Origin of the sequence: Rossellomorea sp. LJF3 (genome assembly GCF_037046045.1) — a bacterium.
Classification (GTDB): domain Bacteria; phylum Bacillota; class Bacilli; order Bacillales; family Bacillaceae_B; genus Rossellomorea.
Genome location: NZ_JBANLY010000001.1, coordinates 298,529 through 324,106, shown reverse-complemented (window position 1 = coordinate 324,106; position 25,578 = coordinate 298,529). Strand labels below are relative to the sequence as shown.

Genomic DNA, 25,578 nt, shown 5'->3' with positions numbered 1-25,578 from the left:
AACAAGGGAGTCGTTCACATGGAAAGCGAGAATAAATATCTATCTGCCATTCTCCCCTTAAAAAAGAGGGAAGAAACCCAAAATCGCTGGTTGTTTCATCGTCTGAATACCCTGTTACCTGCTTTAATGAAAAAACACAAGGTAGACATGTGGATCACGGCAGGGAGGGAATATAATGAAGATCCTGTCCTGAAGAGTCTTTACCCGACCTCAGTTGACGGTTCGAGAAGATTGACCATCCTTGTATTTTATTTGGAAGATGGCCAACACCTGAAAAAATGGGTTTTGCATCCCAATCCGAATTTTGAGCCGTTTTATGAAAGAGCATGGAATCCTGAAGAGTGTGATCAATGGGAATGCCTTAAACGTCTTGTGGATAAGTGCAATCCTGATACGATCGCATTGAATTATTCATCGACATTTGCCGCAGCGGATGGTTTGAGTCATTCCTGCTATCAGCAGTTGAGCATGCTGTTAGACGAGCACTCACATAAATTTGTGTCTGCTCAACATGTCATTGTGGATTGGCTATCCATCAGAACCACCAAGGAACTAGTGGCATATCCTGCGATAGCCGAGCTTGGGAGGATGATTGCGGAAGAAGCGTTATCCCGTAGAGTAATTCATCCTGGGATCACCACTACCGAAGATGTTGTTGAATGGATACGACAACGGGTGTTAGACGCAGGGATGGATACCTCCTTTTATCCTACGGTGGATTTGCAAAGAAAGGGTTCGGTGATGGATCGAATTGAGGGAGAAATTATTCGTTTTGGAGATATCGTGCATGTGGATTTTGGTATTCGATATCTGGGCCTTGCAACGGATACCCAACAGCTTGCATATGTCCTTCATCCAGGTGAGGAAGAAGCTCCTGAAGGACTTCAATCTGCATTACAAACCGCCTTAAGGTTCGAGGATATCATAACCAGGGAAATGAAAGTCGGAAGAACGGGGAATGAAGTGTTTCAAAGAGCGATGAAAAAGGCAAGAGAGGAAGAAATCGAGGCGATGCTGTATTCTCATCCATTAGGGTATCACTGTCATGAAGCCGGTGCCTTAATCGGCCTATATGATCAACAAAGTGATATTCCCATAAAAGGCGATCTGCCCCTCACAGCCAATACCTGTTATGCACTGGAGTTCAATATACAACAATATATTCCTGAGTGGGATCAAATCATCCCCATCTATCTGGAGGAGCCGGTTGCATTCATTCAGCACCGACTGGAATATATGGCGAAAAGGCAAACCACGTTTTATCTGATCTAATCAGTTTCCCTTACTAGATAAATAAGACTGATTGCACAGAATGATTGTAATCAGTCTTATATGCCCCTGCCTCCTAATAATGATCATTTTGAAAAAATACGATTCTCCCCTTGACTTAATACCTAGTAGGGTATATTATAAGGAATGTAGCAAGAAATCAACAAGCCAACAGGAGGTGTCTTGATGGAATACAATGCACAAATTAAGAATCGAATAAAACGCGTGGAAGGGCAGCTCCGGGGGATTGTAAGAATGATGGAGCAAGGGGAAGATTGTAAAGAAGTCATCACGCAGCTTTCCGCAGCCAAAACAGCTCTTGACCGATCCGTAGGTTTAATTGTTAGTATGAATCTCGTTGAGTGTGTCAGGGACTCCCATGAATCCGGTGAAAGTGCAGAAGCACTCGTGAAAGAAGCGGTAAATTTATTAGTGAAAAGTCGATAACAAAAAGGTTGACATCTTTTTTTATATTATATATTATACCCTTATGGGTATTAAAATACGAGGAGGAAACACACATGAACGCAGATAAAGTATTAGATGCAAAGGGACTTGCTTGTCCAATGCCAATCGTAAAAACCCGAAAGGCTATTAAAGAAATTGAATCCGGTCAAATCCTGAAGGTTCAAACAACAGATAAGGGTGCAAAAAGTGACCTTACAGCATGGGCTAAATCTACAGGACATGAATTACTCGATTCGAATGAAGAAAATGATGTATTTACATTTTGGATAAAAAAAGGCTAAATTTTTTTAAGGGGGAATATACCCCCTGTAGTAAATAGGAGGGAACACAATGTCAGAGAGAAAAACAACCAATATTATTTTATTTAGTGGAGATTACGATAAAGCGATGGCAGCCTATATCATTGCCAACGGTGCTGCGGCATATGATCATGAAGTAACGATCTTCCATACGTTCTGGGGATTGAATGCTTTAAGAAAAGAAGAAATGGTACCCGTTAAAAAAGGGTTCATGGAAAAAATGTTTGGGAAAATGATGCCTCGTGGAGCTGATAAAATGGGGTTATCAAACATGAACTTTATGGGAATGGGTCCAAAAATGATCAAAGGTGTCATGAAAAAGCATAATGCCATGCCTCTGCCTGATTTGATCGACATGGCAAGAGAACAGGAAATTAAATTGGTTGCATGTACCATGACCATGGATCTGTTGGGGTTACACAAAGATGAATTATTGGAAGAAATCGAATACGCAGGGGTAGCTGCTTATTTAGCAAATGCCGAGAATGGAAACGTAAATTTATTCATTTAAATTTTTTTGAAAATAAATATACCCTATGAGGTAAATGGAGGTTTCTATATGAATAATCTTGAATCAAACTTCGTATTGGATGCAAAAGGACTCGCTTGTCCGATGCCGATTGTAAAAACAAAAAAAGCGATGAATAACCTGGAAGCAGGGCAGGTGATTGAAATTCAGGCTACGGACAAAGGCTCAAAGGCAGATCTTCAAGCATGGGCAAAGAGTTCCGGACATGATTATCTAGGGACAATCGAAGAAGGGGACGTCCTTAAGCATTTCCTCCGAAAATCAAGCGGTGAAGAGACAGTTGAACGTAAACATGAGGCTGTTATCGACAACGCCACATTAGCAGGCAAATTAAGCGATGAAAATGTGATCGTTCTGGATGTCCGAGAAAAAGCGGAATATGCCTTCAACCATATTCCGGGTGCTGTTTCGATCCCTCTCGGGGAACTTGAAACCCGTATGAATGAATTGAATAGGGATAAAGAAGTTTATGTTGTATGCCGTACAGGAAACAGAAGTGACATGGCAGCTCAACAATTAGGTGAAAAAGGATTTGCGAATGTATTCAATGTGGTACCAGGTATGAGCGATTGGTCTGGAGACTTGGAGTCAGATATTAAATAATTCATTTTCAGGAGGGTCAAATAATGGCGGTAAAACCAATGAATTCAAAAGAAGTAGCACAAAAAGTAATGAAAAAAGAAGAATTATTCATCTTAGACGTCCGTAATGTGGATGCATTTGAAGATTGGAAAATCGAAGGTGAAAACGTTGATTACTTGAATATTCCTTATTTTGACCTTTTAGACGGTGTGGAAGAAATCTTGGATAAACTACCTGAAGAAAAAGATATCCTTGTGGTCTGTGCTAAAGAAGGGTCTTCTATCATGGTTGCGGAAATGCTTTCAGATGAGGGGAAGGACGTTTCTTATCTGGAGGGCGGTATGAAGGCTTGGAGTGAACATTTAGAGCCGGTTAAGGTAGGGGACCTATCAAACGGTGGAGAGCTTTATCAATTTGTGCGTCTGGGTAAAGGCTGTCTTTCCTACATGGTCCTATCAAATGGTGAAGCGGCGATCGTGGATGCCACACGTATGGCCGATGTGTTCATCGAGTTCGCTAAAGCAAAAAATGTAAAGGTCACAAATGTTTTTGATACTCACTTACATGCTGATCATATCTCTGGTGGGCGTACCATTGCAGAAAAAACCGGAGCAACGTATTGGTTACCATCCAAAGATGCGGAAGAGGTTACATTTGAATATAGGGCACTGGAAGATGGTAATAAAGTCCAGATCGGGAGCACAACCCTCGATATCAATGCTCTATACTCACCAGGGCATACAATTGGTTCTACATCATTCGTGATTGATGAGAAATATCTATTATCAGGTGACATTTTATTTATTGATAGTATCGGACGCCCTGATCTTGCCGGAAAAGCAGAAGATTGGGTAGGGGACTTAAGAAAGAGTCTGTACAAACGCTACAAAGATCTTTCCATGGATCTGACTGTTTTACCCGCTCACTTCATGATTATCGATGAATTAAATGAGGACGGTTCTGTAGGTGAGAAACTTGGCACATTATATGCCAAGAATCATGGACTGAACATTGAGAGCGAAGATGAATTCAGAAGTCTTGTTTCTGAAAATCTGCCTCCACAACCGAATGCTTATCAGCTAATACGTGAAACCAATATGGGAAAAGTGACGCCGGATGAAGAAAAGCAGCGTGAGATGGAAATCGGACCAAATCGCTGTGCTGTTCGATAATATATAAATATTTTCAATGGGAACTTGCATGAGCGGTTCCCATTTTACTAGAAGAGGAGGGCTCACGATGGATTTGGCATTTATTATAACCATATTTCTAATCGGCTTCGTCGGTTCTTATATATCAGGAATGGTTGGAATCGGAGGAAGTATCATTAAATATCCAATGCTCTTATATATTCCACCTTTATTGGGAGTAGCTACATTTTCCGCCCATGAGGTTTCTGGCATCAGTGCCGTTCAAGTGTTCTTTGCAACGCTTGGCGGAGTATGGGCATACCGTAAAGGGGGCTACCTGAATAAATCACTCATTACGTATATGGGGATAAGTATATTAATCGGTAGTTTCATTGGAGGGTATGGCTCAAAATTCATGAGTGAAGCGGGAATTAACATCGTGTATGGTATTCTTGCTCTCATTGCAGCCATCATGATGTTCATCCCTAAGAATGGGATAGATGATGTGAAGCTGGAAGATGTTTCTTTTAATAAATGGCTCGCTGGCATACTGGCGCTCATCGTGGGAGTAGGTGCAGGTATTGTTGGTGCAGCTGGTGCCTTTCTATTAGTCCCGATCATGCTTGTTGTGCTGAAAATACCGACGAGAATGACGATTGCTTCCTCTCTTGCCATTACATTGATTTCTTCCATCGGGTCGACTGTCGGGAAAATCACCACCGGGCAAGTGGATTACCTGCCAGCCATGATCATGGTAGTGGCAAGTCTGATTGCCTCTCCACTCGGAGCGATGGCAGGAAAGAAAATGAACACCAAAATTCTACAAACGATATTAGCTCTATTGATTTTAGGAACGGCTATTAAGATCTGGATTGATATCCTTTAGAATGCTGCTTAGCACTGTATACCGTGACTCTTCTTACAGAAGAAGAATCGTGGTACATGGAGCTAAGCTTTTTTTTGTGGTAATGTATCAATGGGGCTTGTAACTTTCTGAAGGTCTCTTTCGTCTAATGGATAGATAGAAATAAGACTCTGGATGGATGAACATATTCATGAGTACCGGTACAATGTAAGAATGGATGTGTTCTGAGATTTTATTCATCATGAAAAAAAGGGAGAATACACATGAAAAAGCTTATTGGAATCATTTTACTATGTTCATTAATGGTTAGCGGACTTCAACCGGCATCGGCCGCAGATAATGAAAAAGCAAGCATTAATGAAAAATTTGGACTGCCCATCGTTGTATATGGAGAAACACTCTCCAGCCAGCAAAAAAAAGAGGTTCAAAAACAATTGGGTATGGATGAGGGAACTGAAGTGGAGGAGTTTACGGCCACTGGTGAGGATCTAGTGAAATATATTGACGGAGAAAACAGGAACGCCCGCATGTTCTCTTCTGCCATGATCACCCGTAAGGAAAAGGGTGAAGGATTGAAGGTTAATATTGTGACACCGGAGAATATTACCGAGGTTACGAATTCCATGTATTCAAATGCACTATTAACAGCGGGAGTCGAAAATGCAGTAGTGGATGTTGCCTCCCCGGTTAAGGTGAGCGGTCATTCGGCTTTGGTAGGTATTTATAAAGCGTATGACGTGAGTGGAGAGAAGCTTGATACGGTTCGGATGGAAGTGGCCAATGAAGAATTATCCGTTGCTACTGAACTCGCGAAAGAGTCAGGAATTGATAAGGAAGAAGTCAGTAAACTGCTAACCGAGATCAAGAAGGAAATTGCTGAACAAGATCCTGCGACGAAAGAGGAAGTCGAGAAGATCGTAGAAGACAAGCTCCAATCATTGAACATTGAACTAAGTCCGGAGGATCGTCAGTTGTTGATTGATCTATTTGAAAAGATGAGATCCCTTGATATAAACTTTGATAATGTTCAACAGCAGCTGGATGACTTAACGAAGGATATCCAAACGACTATTAAGGATATTGTGAACGATGAAGGTTTCGGACAGAAAGTGTCAGATTTCTTTACCGGGTTATTAGAAGCAATTGCGAATTTCTTTAAATCAATCAAAAACTTATTTGGATAATGACAAGATAAAAGACTGAGTCGGGTGACTCAGTCTTTTATAATTCCAGCAAAGGAAACGTTAGATATACCGTCGTTCCTTTGCCTTCTTCACTTTCAATGGAGAAGGAACCATTATGCTTGTGCATGATTTCTTTGGCGATGGATAAACCAAGTCCGTATCCTCCTGTGTTCCTTGTCCTCGACAGATCAGATCTGTAGAATCGTTCACCTATTTGTGATAGTGAGTCTCCGGGAATTCCAATCCCATGATCCTTAATCTTCACAACCGCCTTACCATCTTTCTCATAGGAGTGGATGGAGATAGAGGTTCTTTCCGGTGAATATTTCAGGGCATTGTCCAAAATATTGTAAAATACCTGCATCACCCGGTTTGGATCTCCGTTAATGATAGATTCCTCATTTAAAGTATGTTTAATATCAATATGCTTCAATCCTGCTTGCGGACGGATCAGTGTTAAAGAGTCCATAATGAATTGGGACAGCACCATCGGTTCAATATCCAATGAAAATGCAGCATCTTCCAATTTATTTAATTCAAGAAGTTCCGTAATTAATTTCTGCATCCGCACCGACTCTTTTTGAATCAGGTGTAGACTTTTTTCTATTTCCTCCGGGTTGGTTTGAACCCGGTCGGTCAAAGCTTTTGCATACCCACCGATGTACGTGAGGGGGGTCCTTAGCTCATGGGCGACATTCGAAAGGAATTGCCTCTTACGATCCTCCTGGTGCTGTAAAGAGTCAACCATACTGTTGAAGGTCAGTGCCAATTCAGCCATTTCATCTTTAGTGGTGACCTCCAGACGCTCCGTAAAGTTTCCGTTGGCCACTTGATTAGAGAACCTTTGCATTTCCCTGACAGGTTTGAATAAGGAATCAAGTGAAGACTGAATGACTAAAAATAGCACGAAATAAAACATGACTCCTGCCAATACTAATATAGGGATGCCTTTGCTGAATACTTCCGTCATTTCAGCAAGAGGGATGTAAATGAACAAATATCCCATTAACTTGTCTTCATTCATAAGTGGAAAGACGGCCCCTATCACTTTCCGATTGAACTCGTCGACATATCCTTCTTTCATGACATGATTGCCACTCGCCAATTCTTTTTTGTCCATGCGATTGATGAGGGGCTTTTGATCAATTAGATAAGGGAAGCTCTTACCCAATTCATCAAGGTTTTCCACAACCGATACTTCATAGGGTGAGATGACGTTATACCAGAGGATCTTGTCCTTGATATTCCCGCTTACCTCCCCATAATGATAGTGGGCTGCGGTCCTCTGCCCCTGATATAGAAGTGAATCCTTCACGGTCCCTATATAGAGGTCTTTGTAGAGATAGTGAATGAAAAGAAACGAAAAGACAATCGTTAAGAATAAGCTGCTTAACAACAGGATAGAGACTTTTTTATTGAGGGTAAGGTGTATGTTTTTCAAAGAGATCCCTCAAATTTATAACCAAGTCCCCATACCGTCTCGATCAACTGCCCGTGATTTTTTAATTTCAGCCGTAATGTTTTTATATGGGTATCAACCGTTCGATCACTTCCTTCGTAGTCCCTTCCCCAAACTTGATCCAGAAGTTGATCCCTTTTATACACCCGTCCTTGATTGCGTGCGAGAAATAAGAAAAGTTCATATTCCTTTAAAGTCAAACGGGGAGTAAGATTACCGACGGACACGGTCCTTGATGCTAAATTAAATGAAACAGGCCCAAACCTTTCGACCATGGAACGTGTCTGTACACCATAAGATCTTCTTAGAATGGTTTCAATGCGTGCCACAAGCTCTTCAGCGTTGAAGGGTTTAACCATATAATCGTCACTACCAAGTTTAAGCCCCTTTACCTTGTCCAGGTCATCCCCCTTGGCAGATAAGAATATGAAGGGGATTTGACTTTTCTCCCTTACTTCTTCAAGTAGTCGGAAACCATCCATGAATGGCATCATGATATCTACGATCATCAGATCAACATGTGTTTTATTCAATTGATCAAGAGCAGCCAATCCGTTTTCGGCTTCTATACAGAAATAATTCTCCTTGTTTAAGTACAATGTGACCAGCTGTCTCATTTCCGGTTCATCATCAACGATCAGTACATTCCATTTTTTCATCATCTTCACACCCAGCCTTATGACGTAGAAATTGCATCAAATTTTATTATAGATAAAAATAGTGAATTATTTGTGAGATTTTAGTTTTTTTCGATTTTTATATCTTCCATCATTTTAACATGTAAAACAGACAGGATGAACTTATGCCGCTTTGTCCTATACTTTTACGAAAACAGGGACATTTGCCCTTCCCCTTTTTCCTTTTCATAATAGGCTAATAAAGAGGAGTGACGAACATGTATGATAGGAGTACCATATACAGAAAGAATTTAATGCCCTTTTTTAACTCAGGCTCTTTCCCTAATCTTGGGAACGGAGGGGATTATCTTAGTGGGGCACAAGGATATGGTCCTGTGGGAGCTCAAAACACACCCTATATTCAAGGACCTTATACCACACCGCAAGTTTACGGTCCCCAGGGCTATCCGCCACCAGGATACCCACAGGCGGGCTTAGGTCCTGTCCCCTATGGTCCGGCAGGTGGTTATGGGTATGGTATAAACCCCATCGGTGCGGGATTGATTGGACTGGGCTTGGGGTTTCTTGGGGGACAGCTCGTGAACACCCCGTTTAAAGGTCCCCATAAACGCTACTATTATTATTGGTAAAGTGATCAAACCGACTCATCTTATTGAGCCGGTTTTTTATTTTTTTTAAGTTAATACCGTAAATAATAATAGACATGTTCCTTGACATTATACCTATAGGGGTATATGGTAGAATCAGAAAGCAGTTGGACAATGTCCTTATTTATCAAAAAATGAGGTGCTTATGTTGGAATTTTTCGGATTAATCATGTTAGTTATCCTTATTTATGTGTATGTATTGATCAAGAAACCAGGTAAGAATATCAAGCAAATATCTGCAGGTGAATTGAAAACAACTTTAGGAGATAAGAACAGGCAATTCATCGATGTACGTTCACCAGGGGAATACAATCACGGTCATATTAAACAATTTACTAATATGCCTTTACAATCCTTACATCAAACCGCTGATACTCTAAACAAAGACAAAGAAATCATTGTCATTTGTCAAAGTGGTATGAGAAGTGCAAATGCATGCAAACTTCTTAAAAAGAAAGGATTCACCTCTGTAACGAACGTTAAGGGTGGAATGAATTCCTGGTCCCGTTAGTTTGATGAAAACCATTATTGAAAGTGAGGAATTTTATATGAAAACGATTATGAGCAATGAAGTAAAGCGGAGATTATCGGCTGGGGAGCAAGTTAATATGATCGATGTACGTGAGCCGGCTGAAGTACTGAATGGGAAAATCCCTACGAGTACCAATATTCCTTTAGGACTGTTGGAATTTCGTATGAATGAATTGGATAAGAAAAAAGAATACATCGTAGTCTGTCAATCAGGGGGCAGAAGCAGCCGTGCCGTGAAGTTTCTCGCTTATCATGGCTATGAGGTCACCAACATGGAAGGCGGCATGCTTGCATGGGAAGGTAAAGTTGAGTAAGACTATTCCTCGATTCCTTATATTGCGCTTTTCTCGAAAACGAATACCCCTACAGGTTTAAAAGTGGAATTTTAGGATAATGTAAATACGATGAGAAAAGAATAAATCTAAGGGAGGAGATATGGTATGACAACTTCAGTGAAGAACTTGACAGCAGGGGAACTTACCCAAAAAATCATGAATGGAGACAGAATGTTCATTCTGGATGTTCGTCCCAAAGACGCATTTGACGATTGGAAAGTGGAAGGGAAAAACGTTACGATCATCAACAAACCCTTTTCAGAGTTAAAGGATAATCTAGAATCGGTTCAATCCATTTTACCAGAAAATCAAGCCATTTATGTCATTTGCGCAAAAGGGAACTCTTCGACCAAAACGGCTGAGATGCTTGCTGGTGCAGGAATGAATAATATCTATTCAGTTGAAGGCGGTATGCAGGCATGGAGCGAATACCTAGAGCCTGTAAAAATCGGTGATGTGTCTGGGGGTGTCCTTTATCAATTCATACGGATAGGGAAAGGGTGCTTATCTTATGGAATTGTATCAAAAGGCGAGGTTGCTTTCATTGATCCCAGCCGCCTGATAAATCCTTATAAGAAGTTCATTCAAAACCACGATCTATCAGTAAAAGCAGTACTGGATACTCATCTCCATGCAGATCACATTTCCGGTGGCCGATCCTTAAGTAACGAATTTGATGCACCATATTATTTGCCACCGAAAGATGCCGAAGAAGTCCAGTACACCTATAAAGAAGTCAAGGATGAAACTGGCATCAAGGTGGGGGATACAATGATCGAAGCAGTATACTCGCCAGGACATACGATCGGAAGTACCTCTTTTATCGTCGATCGCCATTACTTACTCACTGGGGACATTCTATTTATTGATTCCATAGGGAGACCTGATTTAGCCGGTAAAGCAGAGGACTGGGTAGGGGACTTGCGGGAAACATTATATTCTAGATATAAAAACCTTAATGATGACTTAATTGTCCTGCCAGCTCACTATATGTCGATAGGTGAAATGAATGATGACGGGTCAATCTCACATCGTCTGAGAGACTTATATGAAGAGAATCACGGTTTGAACATAAAGGATGAAGAGGAATTCAGGAAAACAGTCACAGAAAACCTCCCTCCACAACCAAACAGCTATGAGAAAATCCGTGAAACGAATATGGGTAAAATCAATCCTGGTGAAGATGAAAAACGTGAAATGGAAACAGGCCCAAATCGATGTGCCGTGCGCTGATGAGATTTATACGTAATAAGTGAAAAGCAAACATCCCAACTTAATGGGATGTTTGCCTGTAATGGTAGAATTTGAGGAAGTGAACAACATGAATGATATAAATGAATCAAAATATATACAGCAGCACTTGGCTAATGAACGGACGTTCCTGGCTTGGATCCGTACAGCCATTGCCATAATAGGAATTGGGTTTTTAACGACAAGTTTACATTTTAATTCCCTTCAGGGGAACCCTGTTCAAGACCGGATTGCCGTGGGAATAAGTGTGATTTCGATTTTCATCGGGTTTGCCATCATCATTGGTTCTACCCTCAATTATTACAGAACGAGAAGACATATCAATACACAAACATTCGTGTCTGCTGATGTCTTTATCAAAATGATGACAGTAGTGGCCACCATCGTCCTTTTACTTGTGACCGTTTATTTCTTTTCATTAAATTAAAAAAGCTGAACGCAAAAGGATAAAATCCCTGCGTTCAGCTTATTTTAATCTTGTTTTTGCTCATTATAGTATTGAACGGATGTCATGGCTCCTTCACTTACCATGGAGTTGTCTTCAATATTTGAAGGATCCGGGTTGCCGCCTTTTTCAACGGGTAGATCTTCTTTCCTTCTCTTTTTAAACTTCGTAACCAATCCTTCTTTCACATTGTGCAGCTGATTACGTTTTTCCTTCGATGATAGAAACCATCCAAGTGAACCAGCCGTCACGGTTGCACCAACAAGTAATGTTTTATTTACTTTCATATTATTCTCCTCCATTCAAGTGATTCGTTTAATTAGTATGTTCTTTGTATTCCCGACACACATGGATTTAAACATGGGGGAGGGCTGCCAAAATCATGAAGGAGTGGACAATCCTCTCAATCTGGATGAAAATGAACATGGAAGGTAGACAAAGAGAGGATGGATGGAATGAAGAAACTGACGAAAGAGACCGTCATCGGATTTATTGGAACAGGGGTAATGGGGAAAAGTATGGCTGGTCATATTCTGAATGCAGGATTTCGGCTGGTTATCTATAACCGCACAAAACATAAAGCCTCAGATCTCATAGATCGTGGTGCGAAATGGGCTGACACACCAAAGGAGCTCGCTGAAGCTTCTGATATCGTTATCACGATCGTAGGGTACCCTTCAGATGTTGAAGGAATTTACCTTGGTGAGAACGGCATACTGCACGATTTAAAACGGGGATCGATTGCCATTGATATGACCACTTCTTCACCGGCTCTCGCAGATGCAATCTTTAAATCGGGAAAGGAGAAGGGTATATCGACATTGGATGCTCCCGTTTCGGGAGGGGATATCGGAGCTAAAGAGGCCAGGCTCTCCATTATGGTCGGAGGAGAAGAAAACACGTTCAATCTGGTAAAACCACTTTTAGAACTCCTGGGTTCGAATGTTGTCTATCAAGGAAAACCAGGAGCCGGTCAGCATACAAAGATGTGTAACCAAATCACCATTGCTTCGAACATGATGGGAGTCAGTGAAGCATTACTTTACGCGAAGAAATCCGGTTTGGATCCAGAAACTGTACTGAAAAGCATTACATCAGGGGCAGCCGGTAGCTGGTCCCTCAGTAACCTGGTTCCCCGCATGATCGACGAGGATTATGCTCCGGGGTTTTACGTTAAACATTTTATCAAGGACCTTAAGATTGCCCTGCATTCAGCTAAAGAGATGGAGCTTCGGACACCAGGTCTGGAACTGGCCCTCTCCCTATACGAGCAGCTTGCCGAAGAAGGCGAAGAAAACAGCGGCACTCAAGCATTAATTAAATTATTGGAAGGCTAGCATTAAAAGGCGGGGAAATATCTAAATTCATTCCCTCTAAAGATGAACATTCAAAAAAAAGTTAGGATCACTTGTTACACCGCTTTTGATTTCCGTGCAAGACTTCGCTTTCCTCGGGCGGAAGGCAAGCCTCCTCGTCACTGACGCTCCTGCGGGGTCTTGCCTATTCCGCTTTTCCCGTAGGAGTCTTCGTCTTGCACTCCAATCAAAAGCTAGATCCTGTTTTTAAAAGTGTATATTAAAAGTCCCGTTTCACCATGTTTGTAGTAATTCATACAAAGACTATTGTTTTCTAATGTTCGGCAATTGGGGTGGATCTTAGCAGAAGGGTCATTCACATCAGGTAAGTAAAAGTATTTGTTTTATAACTCTAATCTGTTACTGCAACTAAAAGGATAAGAGTCGTTGTATGCCAATGGTGAAGCAATCTCATCACTACACTGTTATAGTAAATCACTTACGCTTAGAAAGTTGATTGGAGTGGAAGGTGCTCGACTCCTGCGGGAAACGCTGGACAGGTGAGACCCCGCAGGGCTTTAGCCCGAGGAGGCTCACCGCCAGCCCCGCGGAAAGCGAGCACCTGGAGCGGAAATCAACCACCACTCGCTACATTAAAAGCAACAATATTTTCATAAACAGATAAATCCGAACGAATTCGATTTTCAAAAAAATGAATCTAGAATGATCGTTCGGATTTTCTTTTAAATATAGATTTTTCCGATGAAGTCAGATTCTTATTGGCTACGCTATATGCCTGAAAGCAATGTCCACTTCCCTTTATATTTCAATCCAATATGGGAATAATAGGTGAGGATGTCTAAATTTACTGAAGGTATGGTGAATCTCTTGAAAAAAAATTCATTCAGGCAATTTTCCAGGTTGATATACACAATGGGAACCATGATGACCGTGGTTGCCTTCTTTGTCTCATACGTCCAAACGAAAACAATCATTAAAGCGATTAAGAAATATAGTCCATACAATTAAGGTTATCGGTTGCAATATGTTCTGTTTCCTAAGACAATGATCGTGTACATAAAAGAGGAGGGGTTCAAATGAAGTTAGTCGGAAAAAAAATCATCCAATTGGTCAGTGCCGACTTCGAAGACCTGGAGCTGTGGTATCCTGTCCTGCGTTTGCGGGAAGAGGGGGCGACGGTTCATATTGTCGGAGAAAAGGCAAATGAGGAGTATATCGGGAAATATGGGGTGCCGATTGTTTCTGAATACGCATTTAAAGACATAAACCCGGAAGACTATGATGCCATTCTAGTTCCGGGAGGCTGGTCTCCCGATAAGCTTCGTCGGTATGAAGAGGTCATTGCCATGGTGAAATCCATGGATGAACGTAAGAAACCAATCGGCCAAATCTGCCATGCAGGGTGGGTCTTGATTTCGGCCAAGATCCTTAAGGGTGTAAAAGTCACAAGCACACCTGGAATAAAGGACGACATGGAAAATGCAGGGGCTATCTGGATGAATGAACCTGTCGTGACAGACGGCCATATCGTTTCCAGTCGAAGACCACCGGATCTGCCTGATTATATGAGAGAATTCATCGACACGCTCGCTAAATGATGAATAAGGACTGGCCAAGGGAACTCTGATCGTTTCCTGTGGACCAGTCCGTTTTTCTCTATTTCTTCTTGTCTCTCTTATTTCGATCATTCACCCTTTCGAAAAAGGTCTGTTTCACAGATTGATGAGTGGTGATGGCAGCTCCCGTTGCGATAAATCCGTTTGCGATCCCATTAAAATCAAATCCCAACGTCCAGCCGCTCGCTCCAACACCCACCAATAAGAGAATCCAGATGATGAGCCAGTCCGGGATATGGGGGGTCCTCTTCAAAGCATACCCGAGCACCCATAACACGGGAACGAGTATGGTGACTTGTGGATCGATGGAAATGCCGCTTAATAAGTTATCAATCATATGGTCCACTCCCTATAGTGATAAATGACTTCTATATAGCTTATTCACACCCCCGGGAGCTTAATGACAACCAGTTTGGCTGTATGGCAAAATAAAAACGATAGGGCGCAGGCCAACCTTTAAAGTGACATGAGAAATGTTCAATGATATTATATTGATTGACCTATAATAAAAAAGGAGCTGTTAAATATGGCGAAAAAAGGATACATAGAATTTCAAACAGGTGAAAAAATTGAATTTGATTTATTTCCAAATGAAGCACCTGGAACAGTGGCGAACTTTGAAAAATTAGCAAACGAAGGTTTTTACAACGGTTTAAGCTTTCACCGTGTCATCCCTGGTTTCGTAAGCCAAGGAGGATGCCCTAATGGGAACGGTATGGGTGGCCCTGGTTACACAATCAAATGTGAAACAGAAGGGAATCCACATAAGCACGAGGAAGGCTCTTTATCTATGGCCCATGCCGGTAAAGATACAGGAGGCAGCCAATTCTTCATCGTACATGCGCCACAGCCTCACTTAAATGGCGTTCATACTGTCTTCGGTAAAGTGACTTCAGGAATCGAAATCGCCAAATCAATGAAAAACGGCGACGTAATGGAGAAAGTCGAAGTATTTGATGCATAATTGTTGAGGGACGGACCTTCCTTCGTTCGCAACACTCTGAATCAATCATCTCAACTGGACTACAAACAACAGTTGAAATAATTCAATTGATGTTGTATCATACTAATACAGGCTGCGTTGTACGTAATCATAACGAAGTTTTAACCTTTAAACTGTAATAGGGAGTTTTACATCGAAGTTGGAATGTCAAGCCTCCACGATCTGAGGACGACAGGAAACCTTCTGCAAACACCCACTTTGAGGAGTGGTGGTTTAAAACTTTCTTATATCAAATTACGGCAACTGTGGCTCATAATCTTAGTATCTCAAGTCAGTTCCCAATCGGGGGCTGGCTTTTTTATTTTATTGCATTAGATGCCTCCATCACCATCTTGAGAACAAACTAAAAAGACTGAATCCAAAAATGATGGATTTAGTCTCTGTGTTATTATATCGAGGCCCCTCCCGTCCGTACATGGTTAAGTGTCCCGCAACAAGCGAATGTCCGGGAGGGGCAAATTAAGTGTATCATGCATGAAATAAATGTGCAAAGTGATTTACCTTAATACACCCGCATCTATTAAGTAACGGTCTATATCATGAAAATCATTTACTTTAACAAAAGGGGTCCCGCGTCCCTCAAGGATGCTCTGTAATGCCTTCATGGCAAAGGTGACATCCGCGACTTCAGCGGGGTGGCTGTCCGGCTCGCTATCACCGGCAAAGTAAATCGTCTCATACTCTTCTTTTAGCTCAGCAATCACAATGGACTTGTCGATCCCATATCTCTCTGAGTAATGGGGATGATCAGGGTCAATATTCATATGTACATTCTTTTCCTTATAATAGCCTTCATTTGAGAATACTTTCACATCTGTGATTCCGTGTTTTTGAAGAATATGGTGGATATAATAATCTGTTCCCGCACTGAGGATATAGAAATCCCCTCCTTGAGCTTGCACTTTACGGATGAAGGCAGTGACATATTCATCGATATCTAAAGAATGGATATCCTCTATTATTTGACTTTCGTCTTGATGAATCGATGAAAAGACGGTAGTCAAAAATTCGATGTCCTTCATTTCCCCAGCCTTCCATTTAGTAAATAAGGCAGCTCCTTCATGAAAATATTTCTCCATTACGAGATGGTAGAAATCCTTTTTAGAAATGGTTCCATCGAAGTCTGAAACAAATGCCCATTTTTTCATAGCTTTTCCTCCTCGTAACTAATGTAGTCGATTGTATCATAAATAAGAGGGGGGAAGAAAGGAACAAGATTAATCATAATAATATTATGTAAACTTAAATAAAGGAATAAAAATCACCCTGCATCAAGCAAGGTGACAGAACACTATCTTTTCATACTCTTTACAAATTCTTTTAATACTTCAGGCGTACGTTTTACCTCTTGGATGGTATCTGTAAAAGTGGACTTTTTATATTCGATATCATGTTGAATCTCTCCCTGGGTTTCCTGTAGCTGAGTTGCTTCTGAAGAGATTTTATCCATCCTTGATTGAATAGTGGCTACCCTTTGATTCATTTCATTCACAATGGGACGTGTGGTCTTGAGGGTCCTCATCAATGCCACACCCAGCATAATCAGGGAAATGACAAATAAGGCAATGCTTGCATAAACGATCCACATATTGATTTCACCTCGTTTTACTATGTTTTTAGTTATATTCCCTAATAATTTTGAAAATAACGCAATAATTTATTTATCCTTCTGGTTTACTATTTTTAATATAGCTAGTAATCTAAACTATAAGCTGAATACGTTAAGGGAGAGATGAGAGTGATCAAAGCCATCCTGTTTGATTTAGATGACACTTTACTATGGGATTCAAAAAGCATTGAAGAAGCCTTCAAAGCAACGTGCCACTATGCACACCAGAAGGCGGGGACCGATCCACAAGCACTGGAGTCAAGTGTCAGGGAAGCTGCCAGGGAGCTGTATGCAACATACGATACATATGAGTTTACACAGAATATCGGAATCAACCCTTTTGAAGGCCTTTGGGGGGATTTCCTGGATGAACATGATGAGAATTTTCTGAAGATGAAAGAAACCGTCCCTTCCTACCGCAAAGAATCATGGACCAGGGGATTGAATTCTATGGGTATAACGGATTCCGTACTTGGTGAAGAATTATCCGAGAAATTCCGACAGGAACGAAAACAAAGACCATATGTATATAAAGATACGTTCCTGGTTTTAAATGAAATGAAGGAAAACTACCAACTGTTGTTATTAACAAATGGTTCCCCACATTTACAAAATACAAAGCTGGATAAAACTCCTGAACTTCTCCCTTATTTCAAAGAAATCATCATCTCCGGGGATATCGGTAAAGGAAAACCGGATCCTGCCATGTTCAAACATGCATTAGAGAGGCTGAAGCTTCATAAAGATGAAGTGATCATGGTTGGAGATAACTTAAATACAGATATCCTTGGGGCTTCAAGGATGGGTATCAAAACGATATGGATTAATCGACGGGGGCAAACCCCACAAAAGGTTATCCCGGATTATGAAGTGAAGGCACTGAAAGAAGTGCCCCGCATTGTCCAGAACATCATCAAATAACAATGAGAGAGGCTCCGATTTGTCGGTGCCTCTTTATTTATTAGGTTCACCAGTCATAATAATCCTTCCCCATTCATACTATTCATCAATGTCCCGGCAGTTATATATGGGAGAAATCAGGTGAATGAGGAAACGTCCTCATTCTAAAATGGGGAGGAATTTCTCATGGGGAATGGAATACATCAAGTGAATGTCCATGCATCGCGATCAGATGTATGGACTTTTATTCGTGATATGAATGCTTGGGCCCCCCTTGTGCCCGGATACAAGGAGCATACTATTTATTCTGATCATCAATCGACGTGGAAATTCACCGTTCATTATGGGATGGTGACAAAAAAGATCCATGTGAATGTGAGAATTACAGATTGGAAGGAGCCATCTGAAGTGAAGTTCACGTTAAATGGTATGAATCAAAGGTTCACGGGCACAGGATATTTCAAAGCGGAGGAAGCAGACACCTTTCTAACAAGAATGACAGGAAGCTTATCCATTGTATCCTCAAGTCCAGTGGCAAGGGTCCTGCAACATGCATTCGATAACATGGTTGCCGAACTTACCAGGGAACTAACGATTGCCGTAGGAGAGGCCATAGAAAGAAGGAAAATCTGATCAATCCTCAAACAGGCCCCAATTATAATGATGGAGGATTTGCATGTATGATATAATGACTTATTTGAGCAAGTGAATTGTTAGATGGAGAAGAAATACATACACTATAAAGTAAATAGTAGAGGAATCTGTATCAAGATAAAAAGGGGTCTTACCATGCAAAAGCTTCACCTACTTCGAGAAGAAGCAATAGAAGAAACGAAACGGAAAATCGAGGAAGATATCACACTTTTCCTGGAGAAACACGAAAAGAGTCCTTCATTTCAGGATTATTTGAATGAAAGGAGTGCTTTCTTTCATCAAATGTGGCTGAATATTTGGCTTAATAAAGTAACCAATGATGTCTTGCGGAGTCATAAGAAAGCATTTTTGCGAGAGAAAGGCTACGATATTGAAGGTACGGATAAAAAATTGATCAACAAATTGTTCCGGAATGAAATCAGAGAGTATCAACCTTTCCATATCTTAAACTGGATCCAGGATCATCCTATATCCGAAGAAGATTGGACAGAACGACATCGTGAGGTCCGAAAGACATTTGTTAAGAATCAAGAAGAAAAAAAGAAGGCTGTTCTTCAAAAAGAGAGTCAAAAAAAGATTCTTTCTTTCATCAGCCAACAAATGGATATGCTAGAGACTCACTGGTATGTGGAATTGCGATTCTTATTCGCTAATAAATGTATGAGCGATATCCGGACCAAAACCAAATACCGATCGGTTGAACCGTATATGCTGGAAGAGAAATTAGAAGAAGAAGGACGCTATACAAAGGACTCCTTTATCACCGTTTCCGACTTTCTTAAGGAATTCACGGGTTCGATTCATAAAAAGAGTGAACATTGGGATGGTCATGTGTGGGAATATGAAACGTATTTCTATCCATATGAACGCTTTGTTTTTTACCACACAGAGCAGGGGGTTTATCGGTCTTTATCCGAGCAAATGCCCGAAGATTTGAGGAAAGGATATGAGGAGGCGTACGGTCAGGAACTTACAGAAGAAAGACTGAGCAGACTCAGTCACCACTTTCTTCTGACGGTGAAATCAAACTTTTTCAGCAAGATTCAAGAGGAGTATATTGAAGATTTATACAGACTTACAGAAATTCCTTTTAATGCAGATGTTCACCTTTCACTATACGAAAATGATCTCAAGAAGCGGGAGGAAAGAAAAGCAGCTGAACTCGCTGAATTAAAACGGAAGCAAGAGGAAGAGGAACGAATACTGGAAGAAATCTTCGGTCGGGAATATAGCCCTTCGTTCAGAGGTGACATCCATTATATCCTCCATATCGGTGAAACCAATACAGGGAAAACACATCATGCCATCACCCGGATGAAAGCAGCACGGAGCGGTATGTATTTGGCCCCCCTCCGTTTACTCGCTCTGGAAGTATTCGATACATTGAATGCAGATGGTGTCCCGTGTAATCTGAAAACAGGCGAAGAAGAGAAGGAAGTTCCTTCTGCACACCATGTTTCATCTACAGTTGAAATGTTTCGTGAAAAAGATGAATATGAAGTCATCGTGATCGATGAGGCCCAAATGCTCGCCGATCAGGATAGAGGCTTCTCCTGGTATCGTGCCATTACAAAGGCGAGAGCCAAAGAGGTCCATATCATCGGAAGTGAAAATGTCCGTGATCTTTTGATGGGATTGGTCGGGGAAGGCAATGTCGAGATTCATCGTTACAAACGAGACATCCCGCTTGAAGTTGAATCGAAAGAATTTCAATTGAGACATGCTAAAAAAGGGGATGCAGTGGTTTGTTTTTCAAGGAAGAAAGTATTGGACACCGCTTCAAGATTACAAAATAATGGACACAAAGTCAGCATGATCTACGGAAGCATGCCTCCTGAAACGAGGAAGAGACAGATGATGCAGTTCATTAAAGGAAAAACGAATATAATCGTCGCGACCGATGCAATTGGAATGGGATTGAACTTGCCGATACGCAGAATCGTTTTCCTGGAAACGGATAAATTTGATGGGACGAGGAGGAGGAGGCTGACTTCACAGGAAGTAAAGCAGATTGCCGGCCGCGCAGGAAGAAAAGGAATTTACAATGAGGGGAAAGTGGCTTTCCCAAAGGATATAAAAGTGATGAAACAGCTACTTGAAAAGCCTGACCAATCCCTCGAAACCTTTGCCATCGCCCCAACGAGTGGTGTGTTTGAACGTTTTCAAAGACATTACCATGACATGGACACGTTCTTCTTTTTATGGGACAAGTTCAAAAGTCCATTCGGTACAGAAAAAGCGACCCTTTTTGAAGAAAGGGAACTATATGAATTAATCCGGGGAACCGAAATCGAGGCTAAACTTTCATTAAATGACCTATACGGCTTTCTCCATCTTCCTTTTTCCAAGAAGGAAACACAGTTAACGGAGCAGTGGCTCCAGTGCATGCATGCGATTGTAGAGGGTGAAGAACTGCCTGAACCACAATTGAAGAGTACGAACCTAGAGCAAAAAGAAGTTTCGTATAAAGCTGTCGGACTTCATCTTTTGTTTTTATACCGATTGGGCAGACAGACGGAGGCTTACTATTGGGAACGGATCAGGAGTGAAATTGCCGATGGCGTTCACGAAAGCCTGCGGACAGAAGTCACAAGTCTAACACAATCGTGCAGGCAATGTGATAAGAAACTTCCCCCGAACTTCGGTTTTCCTATCTGTGACCGCTGTCATACCGCGAGGGTTAAGAGAAGAACGAAGGGTAAACCGCGATATTAGTAAATCCTGAGCAAATCTTATGTAAGATTAAAAGTTATATGATACGATCTAGAACGAACGGAAAACGATGATTGAGGTGGTAAGATTGAGAATTGAAGTATGGTCAGATTATGTATGTCCATTCTGCTATATAGGAAAACGTCATTTAGAGAAAGCATTGGAGCATTTCCCTCAGAGGGATACGGTTGAAATTGAGTTTAAAAGTTTTGAACTCGATCCCGGCGCTCCGGTCAACACAGAATATAGTATTCAAGAACTCCTTTCCAAAAAGTATGGTACATCTCTTGAGGAAGCTAAAAACATGACCGATGGCATGAGCCGGCAAGCAGCCTCTGTCGGACTTGACTTCCGGTTTGACTCAAGCATACCGACTAATACGTTTGATGCCCACCGCCTGACAAAATATGCGAAAACAGCAGGGAAAGAAGCAGAGATGACTGAAATTCTGTTGTATGCACATTTTACTCTTTCTAAACATATTGGTGAAAAAGGAACACTCGTAGAATTAGCGAAACAAGCTGGACTGGATGAAGTAGAGACTGTTTCCATCCTTGAAGGCAGTGATTTCTCGGAAGAGGTTCGCCGAGATGAGGAAGAAGCGAGGCAAATCGGTGTCCAAGGTGTGCCGTTCTTTGTTATCAATCGTAAGTATGCCATTTCAGGAGCTCAACCGAGTGATGTATTTTTGAGTTCCATGCAAAAGGTGTGGGAAGAGGAAAATAAACTTTCAGCTCTTCAACCCCTTGGAACGGAAGGATTGGCATGTGATGAAAACGGATGTGAAATTCCTCCATCGAAGTCATGATCTTTACAGTGAATTTTAAAAAAACCTAAAAACAAGCGGGAGAAAGTGCACCCGCTTGTTTTTAGGTTTCATAAAATTCCAGCGTTGGAGATGACAAGCAGCTGGAGATTTTGTTAGTTACTATAAAAATTCTCTGTATAATAAGGCTGGGACTTTTCGTTAAAGGCGACCCCTACACCTAAATGTTCGTAGTGTGGCTGGAGGATATTTTCTCTATGACCTTTGGAATTCATCAGTCCCTCGTGGGCGAAAATCGAACTTAACTGACCGTAAGCAAGGTTTTCCCCAGCAGTGCGAAAGGCGACCTGATCTTCTTCCATGCGGTCAAATGGAGACTGACCATCAAGATTAGTATGACTGAAATAATCCTGTTCCGCCATATCCAGACTATGCTTCCGTGCAGTATCCCTCACTAGACTGTCCCATGAGAGGACGTTCAGTCCTTTCTCTACACGTGTGGCATTCGTAAGGTCGAACAGTTGGAATTCAAACCCTTCTTTCAATTCAGAGCTTCCCTTGGTATAGAAGTTTTTCTTATTCGTTTCCAAATTCCCGTCGATGATCTGGATGGCGGTGACGGTATCATTTTCATGCTTATCATAAAAGACGGTCACATAGTTTCCATCGATCTGGTAAACATCCTGTTCCCCGTTATTTTGCAACTGATATAATGTCAGTCCTTTACGGATATTGGTCAATGGCTCACCCAGTTCATTCTGTACCACCTCTTTGGAAACGCCCATCTTTATCCCTGAATCAGAGGAGAGAAGATCTTGGTTGGTGAACAGTCCATTCACCTGTTGGTTTTGATCATAAGAGACCATGATGAAGTTCCGATAGTTTTCATGATAGGCATACCATGAAACCCCGTATTCATTACTGGATTTTCTCTTAGCTTCGCCGACTTCTTCCTCGACACTTTCTTTGGAATCCCCGAGTTCAATATTATAGATAGAAAACGTTTGATCACTTGGAACTGTTAAAGCAGGCTTCTCCACAGGGTCTTCTTTCTTTGTGTCCGAGCTGTTCTCGAGGTCACGGAATGACTCGTCCAGCTTTATCAGGAGCAGGTTCACTTCCTGGTAGATTTGATCAAAGGCATCCTGAACTTTAGGGTTGTTCTTCATTTCTTCTATTTTAGAGAGGACAGTGTCAAAACCTGACGCTTCCACTTTCTCTTCCCAGGCGGGTTTTGATATATAGGCAATCACAATAATCATGATAAGAATAAATAATCGTCTCAAATGCTAACACTCCATTCTACCTTCCATTGTATCCAAAATAATATAGAAGTAAAAAGAGAAAGGCTACTCTCTTTGCTCAGTACCCATTCTACACCATTTTCAATCAGGTCTGCCTGTTTTAGTTTGGATGGCTCTGGGTAAGATAACTAAATAGGGCAGCTTCACCATTTACATAAAGGGGGAAAATAGCAATGAAATTATCTCATGAAGAACGGATTCAACTGCATGAATTCAATAACTTAACGAAGTCGTTGAGTTTTAATATGTATGATATCTGTTATACAAAGACCCGTGAAGAACGGGAAGCCTATATTGAATACATTGATGAGCAATACAACGCTGATAGATTGACGAAAATCCTCACCCATGTTTCGGATATCATCGGGGCACATGTACTGAACGTATCAAAGCAGGACTATGTTCCCCAGGGGGCAAGTGTCACCATCCTGGTTTCGGAAGGGCCGATCGTCGAAGTGCCGACGGAGCATTTTGATGAATCACCCGGTCCATTGCCTTCAACGGTGACGATGCATCTTGATAAAAGCCATATTACCGTCCATACCTACCCGGAGTATCATCCACATGAAGGGATCTCTACATTCAGGGCAGATATCGATGTTTCTACATGCGGGGAAATTTCCCCCCTAAAGGCATTGAATTATTTGATTCACTCCTTCGACACCGATATTATGACAATGGATTATCGCGTGAGAGGATTCACCAGGGATATTAATGGAAGGAAGCTATTCATCGACCATGACATCAATTCCATTCAGAATTACATCCCGGAAGAAATTAAGGATGAGTATGACATGATCGATGTGAACGTCTATCCTCAAAACATCTTCCACACAAAATGCAAATTGAAAGAGTTTGATTTGAACAATTACTTATTTGGGTATACAAAGGACAGGTTGGAAGAGGATGAGGTCGATGAGATTACAGACAAACTAAAAATGGAAATGGATGAAATCTTTTACGGCAAGAATATTCCCCGTCCGTAAAATGATCATTGAAACCCCTTCGCGAACTATGCGCGAAGGGGTTTTCAGTGTGATTCCTAATTATTATGAAAATGGACTTTGAGAAGGGAAATCCCTTCCTCTTGAAGAATAGGTAAATATGCGTGTTAATAGAGGAGGAAAAGGGAATGAATTCACATGAAATTGAATACAAATTGCACGGGGATGATATGCAGTTTGTCGAGATAGAATTAGATCCGGGAGAAAGTGCAGTAGCGGAAGCCGGTGGCATGATGATGATGGAAGATGGTATCGGTATGGAAACGATCTTTGGCGATGGCTCTCAAGGAAGCGGGACTGGAGGTTTTCTTGGGAAGCTCGTGGGGGCAGGAAAACGTATATTGACAGGGGAAAGCTTATTCATGACCGTCTTCACCAATGAGGGAATGGGAAAAAAGCATGTATCTTTCGCCGCTCCTTATCCGGGAAAAATCATTCCGGTCGATTTAAGTGAATTAGGCGGTAAAGTGATTTGTCAAAAGGATGCCTTTCTTTGTGCGGCTAAGGGAGTGTCTGTCGGAATCGATTTTCAAAAGAAATTGGGAACCGGCTTCTTTGGGGGAGAAGGTTTCATTATGCAGAAACTTGAAGGGGACGGTTTAGCCTTTCTTCATGCCGGGGGAACGATTTATAGAAGAGAGCTCCAGCCGGGGGAAGTGCTGCGGGTGGATACGGGTTGTTTAGTGGCCATGACAAAAGAAGTGGACTACAACATTGAATATGTCGGCAAAATCAAATCGGCTTTCCTTGGTGGAGAGGGTCTGTTTTTTGCTACTGTCCGTGGACCGGGTACGGTATGGATACAGTCTCTTCCGTTCAGCCGGTTAGCGGAACGGATCTATGCAAACGCTCCAGGTGGAGGGCGTTCGACGGGTGAGGGAAGTTTACTTGGTGGAATCGGGGATTTCCTAAACGGAGATGATTGATTCACGTATACTCATATAAAAGAGCATTTCCATTCGTGGAAGTGCTTTTTTTTACGTTCAAGCCGCTTCCGCTTTAGGTGTGGGTATTCACCTATTTAGATCCCGCATCATATGTTTAAATAAATGATGTGAAAGG

At 41.6% G+C, this 25,578-nt stretch carries 30 protein-coding genes and 1 other RNA gene; 24 read left to right on the top strand and 7 right to left on the bottom strand.

The window, feature by feature from the left end; translation table 11 throughout:
* Positions 1–18: 18 nt before the first annotated feature.
* From V8G47_RS01715 to V8G47_RS01680, 8 genes are all read left to right on the top strand, one after another.
* Positions 19–1,272 (top strand): M24 family metallopeptidase, encoded by a 1,254-nt coding sequence (locus V8G47_RS01715; protein ID WP_336198571.1) that lies wholly within the window; start codon positions 19–21, stop codon positions 1,270–1,272.
* Positions 1,273–1,455: 183 nt separating this feature from the next.
* Positions 1,456–1,716, top strand: a complete 261-nt coding sequence (locus V8G47_RS01710) for a metal-sensitive transcriptional regulator (RefSeq protein ID WP_336198570.1) — start codon at positions 1,456–1,458, stop codon at positions 1,714–1,716.
* A gap of 74 nt (positions 1,717–1,790) precedes the next feature.
* Entirely contained in the window at positions 1,791–2,018 is a 228-nt protein-coding gene (locus V8G47_RS01705) for a sulfurtransferase TusA family protein (RefSeq protein WP_336198569.1), read from the top strand.
* A 49-nt stretch (positions 2,019–2,067) separates the two neighbouring features.
* A complete protein-coding gene (locus V8G47_RS01700; protein WP_336198568.1) occupies positions 2,068–2,547 on the top strand; it encodes a DsrE/DsrF/DrsH-like family protein in 480 nt (159 codons plus the stop codon).
* Between the two features lie 48 nt (positions 2,548–2,595).
* A complete protein-coding gene (locus V8G47_RS01695) occupies positions 2,596–3,168 on the top strand; it encodes a sulfurtransferase TusA family protein (RefSeq protein WP_336198567.1) in 573 nt (190 codons plus the stop codon).
* A 23-nt stretch (positions 3,169–3,191) separates the two neighbouring features.
* Positions 3,192–4,319: an MBL fold metallo-hydrolase gene (locus V8G47_RS01690; protein ID WP_336198566.1), complete on the top strand. Its 1,128-nt coding sequence runs from the start codon at positions 3,192–3,194 to the stop codon at positions 4,317–4,319.
* Positions 4,320–4,386: 67 nt separating this feature from the next.
* Positions 4,387–5,163 carry a sulfite exporter TauE/SafE family protein gene (locus V8G47_RS01685; RefSeq protein ID WP_336198565.1) on the top strand — a complete coding sequence of 259 codons (777 nt, stop codon included), beginning with the start codon at positions 4,387–4,389 and terminating at the stop codon, positions 5,161–5,163.
* 242 nt (positions 5,164–5,405) lie between these two features.
* Positions 5,406–6,326, top strand: a complete 921-nt coding sequence (locus V8G47_RS01680; RefSeq protein WP_336198564.1) for a DUF1002 domain-containing protein — start codon at positions 5,406–5,408, stop codon at positions 6,324–6,326.
* A gap of 37 nt (positions 6,327–6,363) precedes the next feature.
* Here V8G47_RS01680 and V8G47_RS01675 read toward each other — a convergent pair whose 3' ends face one another.
* Positions 6,364–7,767: a sensor histidine kinase gene (locus V8G47_RS01675; RefSeq protein WP_336198563.1), complete on the bottom strand. Its 1,404-nt coding sequence runs from the start codon at positions 7,765–7,767 to the stop codon at positions 6,364–6,366.
* Positions 7,764–8,444, bottom strand: a complete 681-nt coding sequence (locus V8G47_RS01670; protein ID WP_336198562.1) for a response regulator transcription factor — start codon at positions 8,442–8,444, stop codon at positions 7,764–7,766. The genes V8G47_RS01675 and V8G47_RS01670 overlap by 4 nt, the downstream gene beginning before the upstream one ends.
* Positions 8,445–8,797: 353 nt before the next feature.
* On the opposite strand from V8G47_RS01670, the gene V8G47_RS01665 reads away from it, so the two are divergent.
* From V8G47_RS01665 to V8G47_RS01645, 5 genes are all read left to right on the top strand, one after another.
* Positions 8,798–9,052: a hypothetical protein gene (locus tag V8G47_RS01665; protein ID WP_336198561.1), complete on the top strand. Its 255-nt coding sequence runs from the start codon at positions 8,798–8,800 to the stop codon at positions 9,050–9,052.
* Between the two features lie 187 nt (positions 9,053–9,239).
* Positions 9,240–9,581 carry a rhodanese-like domain-containing protein gene (locus V8G47_RS01660; protein WP_336198560.1) on the top strand — a complete coding sequence of 114 codons (342 nt, stop codon included), beginning with the start codon at positions 9,240–9,242 and terminating at the stop codon, positions 9,579–9,581.
* 37 nt (positions 9,582–9,618) lie between these two features.
* Positions 9,619–9,915, top strand: a complete 297-nt coding sequence (locus V8G47_RS01655) for a rhodanese-like domain-containing protein (protein ID WP_336198720.1) — start codon at positions 9,619–9,621, stop codon at positions 9,913–9,915.
* 126 nt (positions 9,916–10,041) lie between these two features.
* Positions 10,042–11,169 carry an MBL fold metallo-hydrolase gene (locus tag V8G47_RS01650; protein WP_336198559.1) on the top strand — a complete coding sequence of 376 codons (1,128 nt, stop codon included), beginning with the start codon at positions 10,042–10,044 and terminating at the stop codon, positions 11,167–11,169.
* Positions 11,170–11,257: 88 nt separating this feature from the next.
* Entirely contained in the window at positions 11,258–11,614 is a 357-nt protein-coding gene (locus tag V8G47_RS01645; RefSeq protein WP_336198558.1) for a YidH family protein, read from the top strand.
* Positions 11,615–11,658: 44 nt separating this feature from the next.
* Here V8G47_RS01645 and V8G47_RS01640 read toward each other — a convergent pair whose 3' ends face one another.
* Positions 11,659–11,919, bottom strand: a complete 261-nt coding sequence (locus V8G47_RS01640) for a hypothetical protein (protein ID WP_336198557.1) — start codon at positions 11,917–11,919, stop codon at positions 11,659–11,661.
* Positions 11,920–12,087: 168 nt separating this feature from the next.
* On the opposite strand from V8G47_RS01640, the gene V8G47_RS01635 reads away from it, so the two are divergent.
* From V8G47_RS01635 to V8G47_RS01625, 3 genes are all read left to right on the top strand, one after another.
* Positions 12,088–12,969 (top strand): NAD(P)-dependent oxidoreductase, encoded by an 882-nt coding sequence (locus tag V8G47_RS01635; RefSeq protein ID WP_336198556.1) that lies wholly within the window; start codon positions 12,088–12,090, stop codon positions 12,967–12,969.
* A gap of 846 nt (positions 12,970–13,815) precedes the next feature.
* On the top strand, positions 13,816–13,956 hold the full coding sequence (locus V8G47_RS01630; protein ID WP_336198555.1) for a hypothetical protein: 141 nt from the start codon (positions 13,816–13,818) through the stop codon (positions 13,954–13,956).
* Positions 13,957–14,024: 68 nt separating this feature from the next.
* Positions 14,025–14,546, top strand: coding sequence for a type 1 glutamine amidotransferase domain-containing protein (locus V8G47_RS01625; protein WP_336198554.1), 522 nt, complete (start codon positions 14,025–14,027; stop codon positions 14,544–14,546).
* Positions 14,547–14,604: 58 nt separating this feature from the next.
* On the opposite strand, the gene V8G47_RS01620 is transcribed toward V8G47_RS01625, so the two are convergent.
* The gene (locus V8G47_RS01620; protein ID WP_336198553.1) at positions 14,605–14,901 is read right to left on the bottom strand and encodes a phage holin family protein; all 297 of its coding nucleotides are present in this window, start codon (positions 14,899–14,901) and stop codon (positions 14,605–14,607) included.
* Positions 14,902–15,090: 189 nt separating this feature from the next.
* On the opposite strand from V8G47_RS01620, the gene V8G47_RS01615 reads away from it, so the two are divergent.
* A complete protein-coding gene (locus V8G47_RS01615) occupies positions 15,091–15,528 on the top strand; it encodes a peptidylprolyl isomerase (RefSeq protein ID WP_336198552.1) in 438 nt (145 codons plus the stop codon).
* A gap of 106 nt (positions 15,529–15,634) precedes the next feature.
* Positions 15,635–15,823: non-coding RNA, 6S RNA (ssrS, locus tag V8G47_RS01610), on the top strand.
* A gap of 241 nt (positions 15,824–16,064) precedes the next feature.
* Here the strand turns inward: ssrS and V8G47_RS01605 are convergent.
* Together V8G47_RS01605 and V8G47_RS01600 are read right to left on the bottom strand one after the other, a co-directional pair.
* Positions 16,065–16,715 carry an MtnX-like HAD-IB family phosphatase gene (locus V8G47_RS01605; protein ID WP_336198551.1) on the bottom strand — a complete coding sequence of 217 codons (651 nt, stop codon included), beginning with the start codon at positions 16,713–16,715 and terminating at the stop codon, positions 16,065–16,067.
* A 143-nt stretch (positions 16,716–16,858) separates the two neighbouring features.
* Entirely contained in the window at positions 16,859–17,155 is a 297-nt protein-coding gene (locus tag V8G47_RS01600; RefSeq protein WP_336198550.1) for a DUF948 domain-containing protein, read from the bottom strand.
* A gap of 150 nt (positions 17,156–17,305) precedes the next feature.
* Here V8G47_RS01600 and V8G47_RS01595 point away from each other — a divergent pair, with 150 nt between their 5' ends.
* From V8G47_RS01595 to V8G47_RS01580, 4 genes are all read left to right on the top strand, one after another.
* On the top strand, positions 17,306–18,097 hold the full coding sequence (locus V8G47_RS01595) for an HAD family hydrolase (protein ID WP_336198549.1): 792 nt from the start codon (positions 17,306–17,308) through the stop codon (positions 18,095–18,097).
* A gap of 165 nt (positions 18,098–18,262) precedes the next feature.
* Positions 18,263–18,709, top strand: coding sequence for a CoxG family protein (locus V8G47_RS01590; RefSeq protein WP_336198548.1), 447 nt, complete (start codon positions 18,263–18,265; stop codon positions 18,707–18,709).
* A 156-nt stretch (positions 18,710–18,865) separates the two neighbouring features.
* A complete protein-coding gene (locus V8G47_RS01585; protein WP_336198547.1) occupies positions 18,866–21,445 on the top strand; it encodes a helicase-related protein in 2,580 nt (859 codons plus the stop codon).
* 85 nt (positions 21,446–21,530) lie between these two features.
* The gene (locus V8G47_RS01580) at positions 21,531–22,250 is read left to right on the top strand and encodes a DsbA family oxidoreductase (protein WP_336198546.1); all 720 of its coding nucleotides are present in this window, start codon (positions 21,531–21,533) and stop codon (positions 22,248–22,250) included.
* Positions 22,251–22,363: 113 nt separating this feature from the next.
* Here V8G47_RS01580 and V8G47_RS01575 read toward each other — a convergent pair whose 3' ends face one another.
* Positions 22,364–23,494, bottom strand: coding sequence for a CAP domain-containing protein (locus tag V8G47_RS01575; protein WP_336198545.1), 1,131 nt, complete (start codon positions 23,492–23,494; stop codon positions 22,364–22,366).
* A 191-nt stretch (positions 23,495–23,685) separates the two neighbouring features.
* Between V8G47_RS01575 and speD the strand changes: the two genes are divergently transcribed.
* Complete coding sequence (speD, locus tag V8G47_RS01570) at positions 23,686–24,498, top strand: adenosylmethionine decarboxylase (protein WP_034759109.1); 813 nt, start codon at positions 23,686–23,688, stop codon at positions 24,496–24,498.
* A 146-nt stretch (positions 24,499–24,644) separates the two neighbouring features.
* The gene (locus V8G47_RS01565) at positions 24,645–25,442 is read left to right on the top strand and encodes a TIGR00266 family protein (protein WP_336198544.1); all 798 of its coding nucleotides are present in this window, start codon (positions 24,645–24,647) and stop codon (positions 25,440–25,442) included.
* The last annotated feature ends 136 nt before the right edge of the window (positions 25,443–25,578 follow it).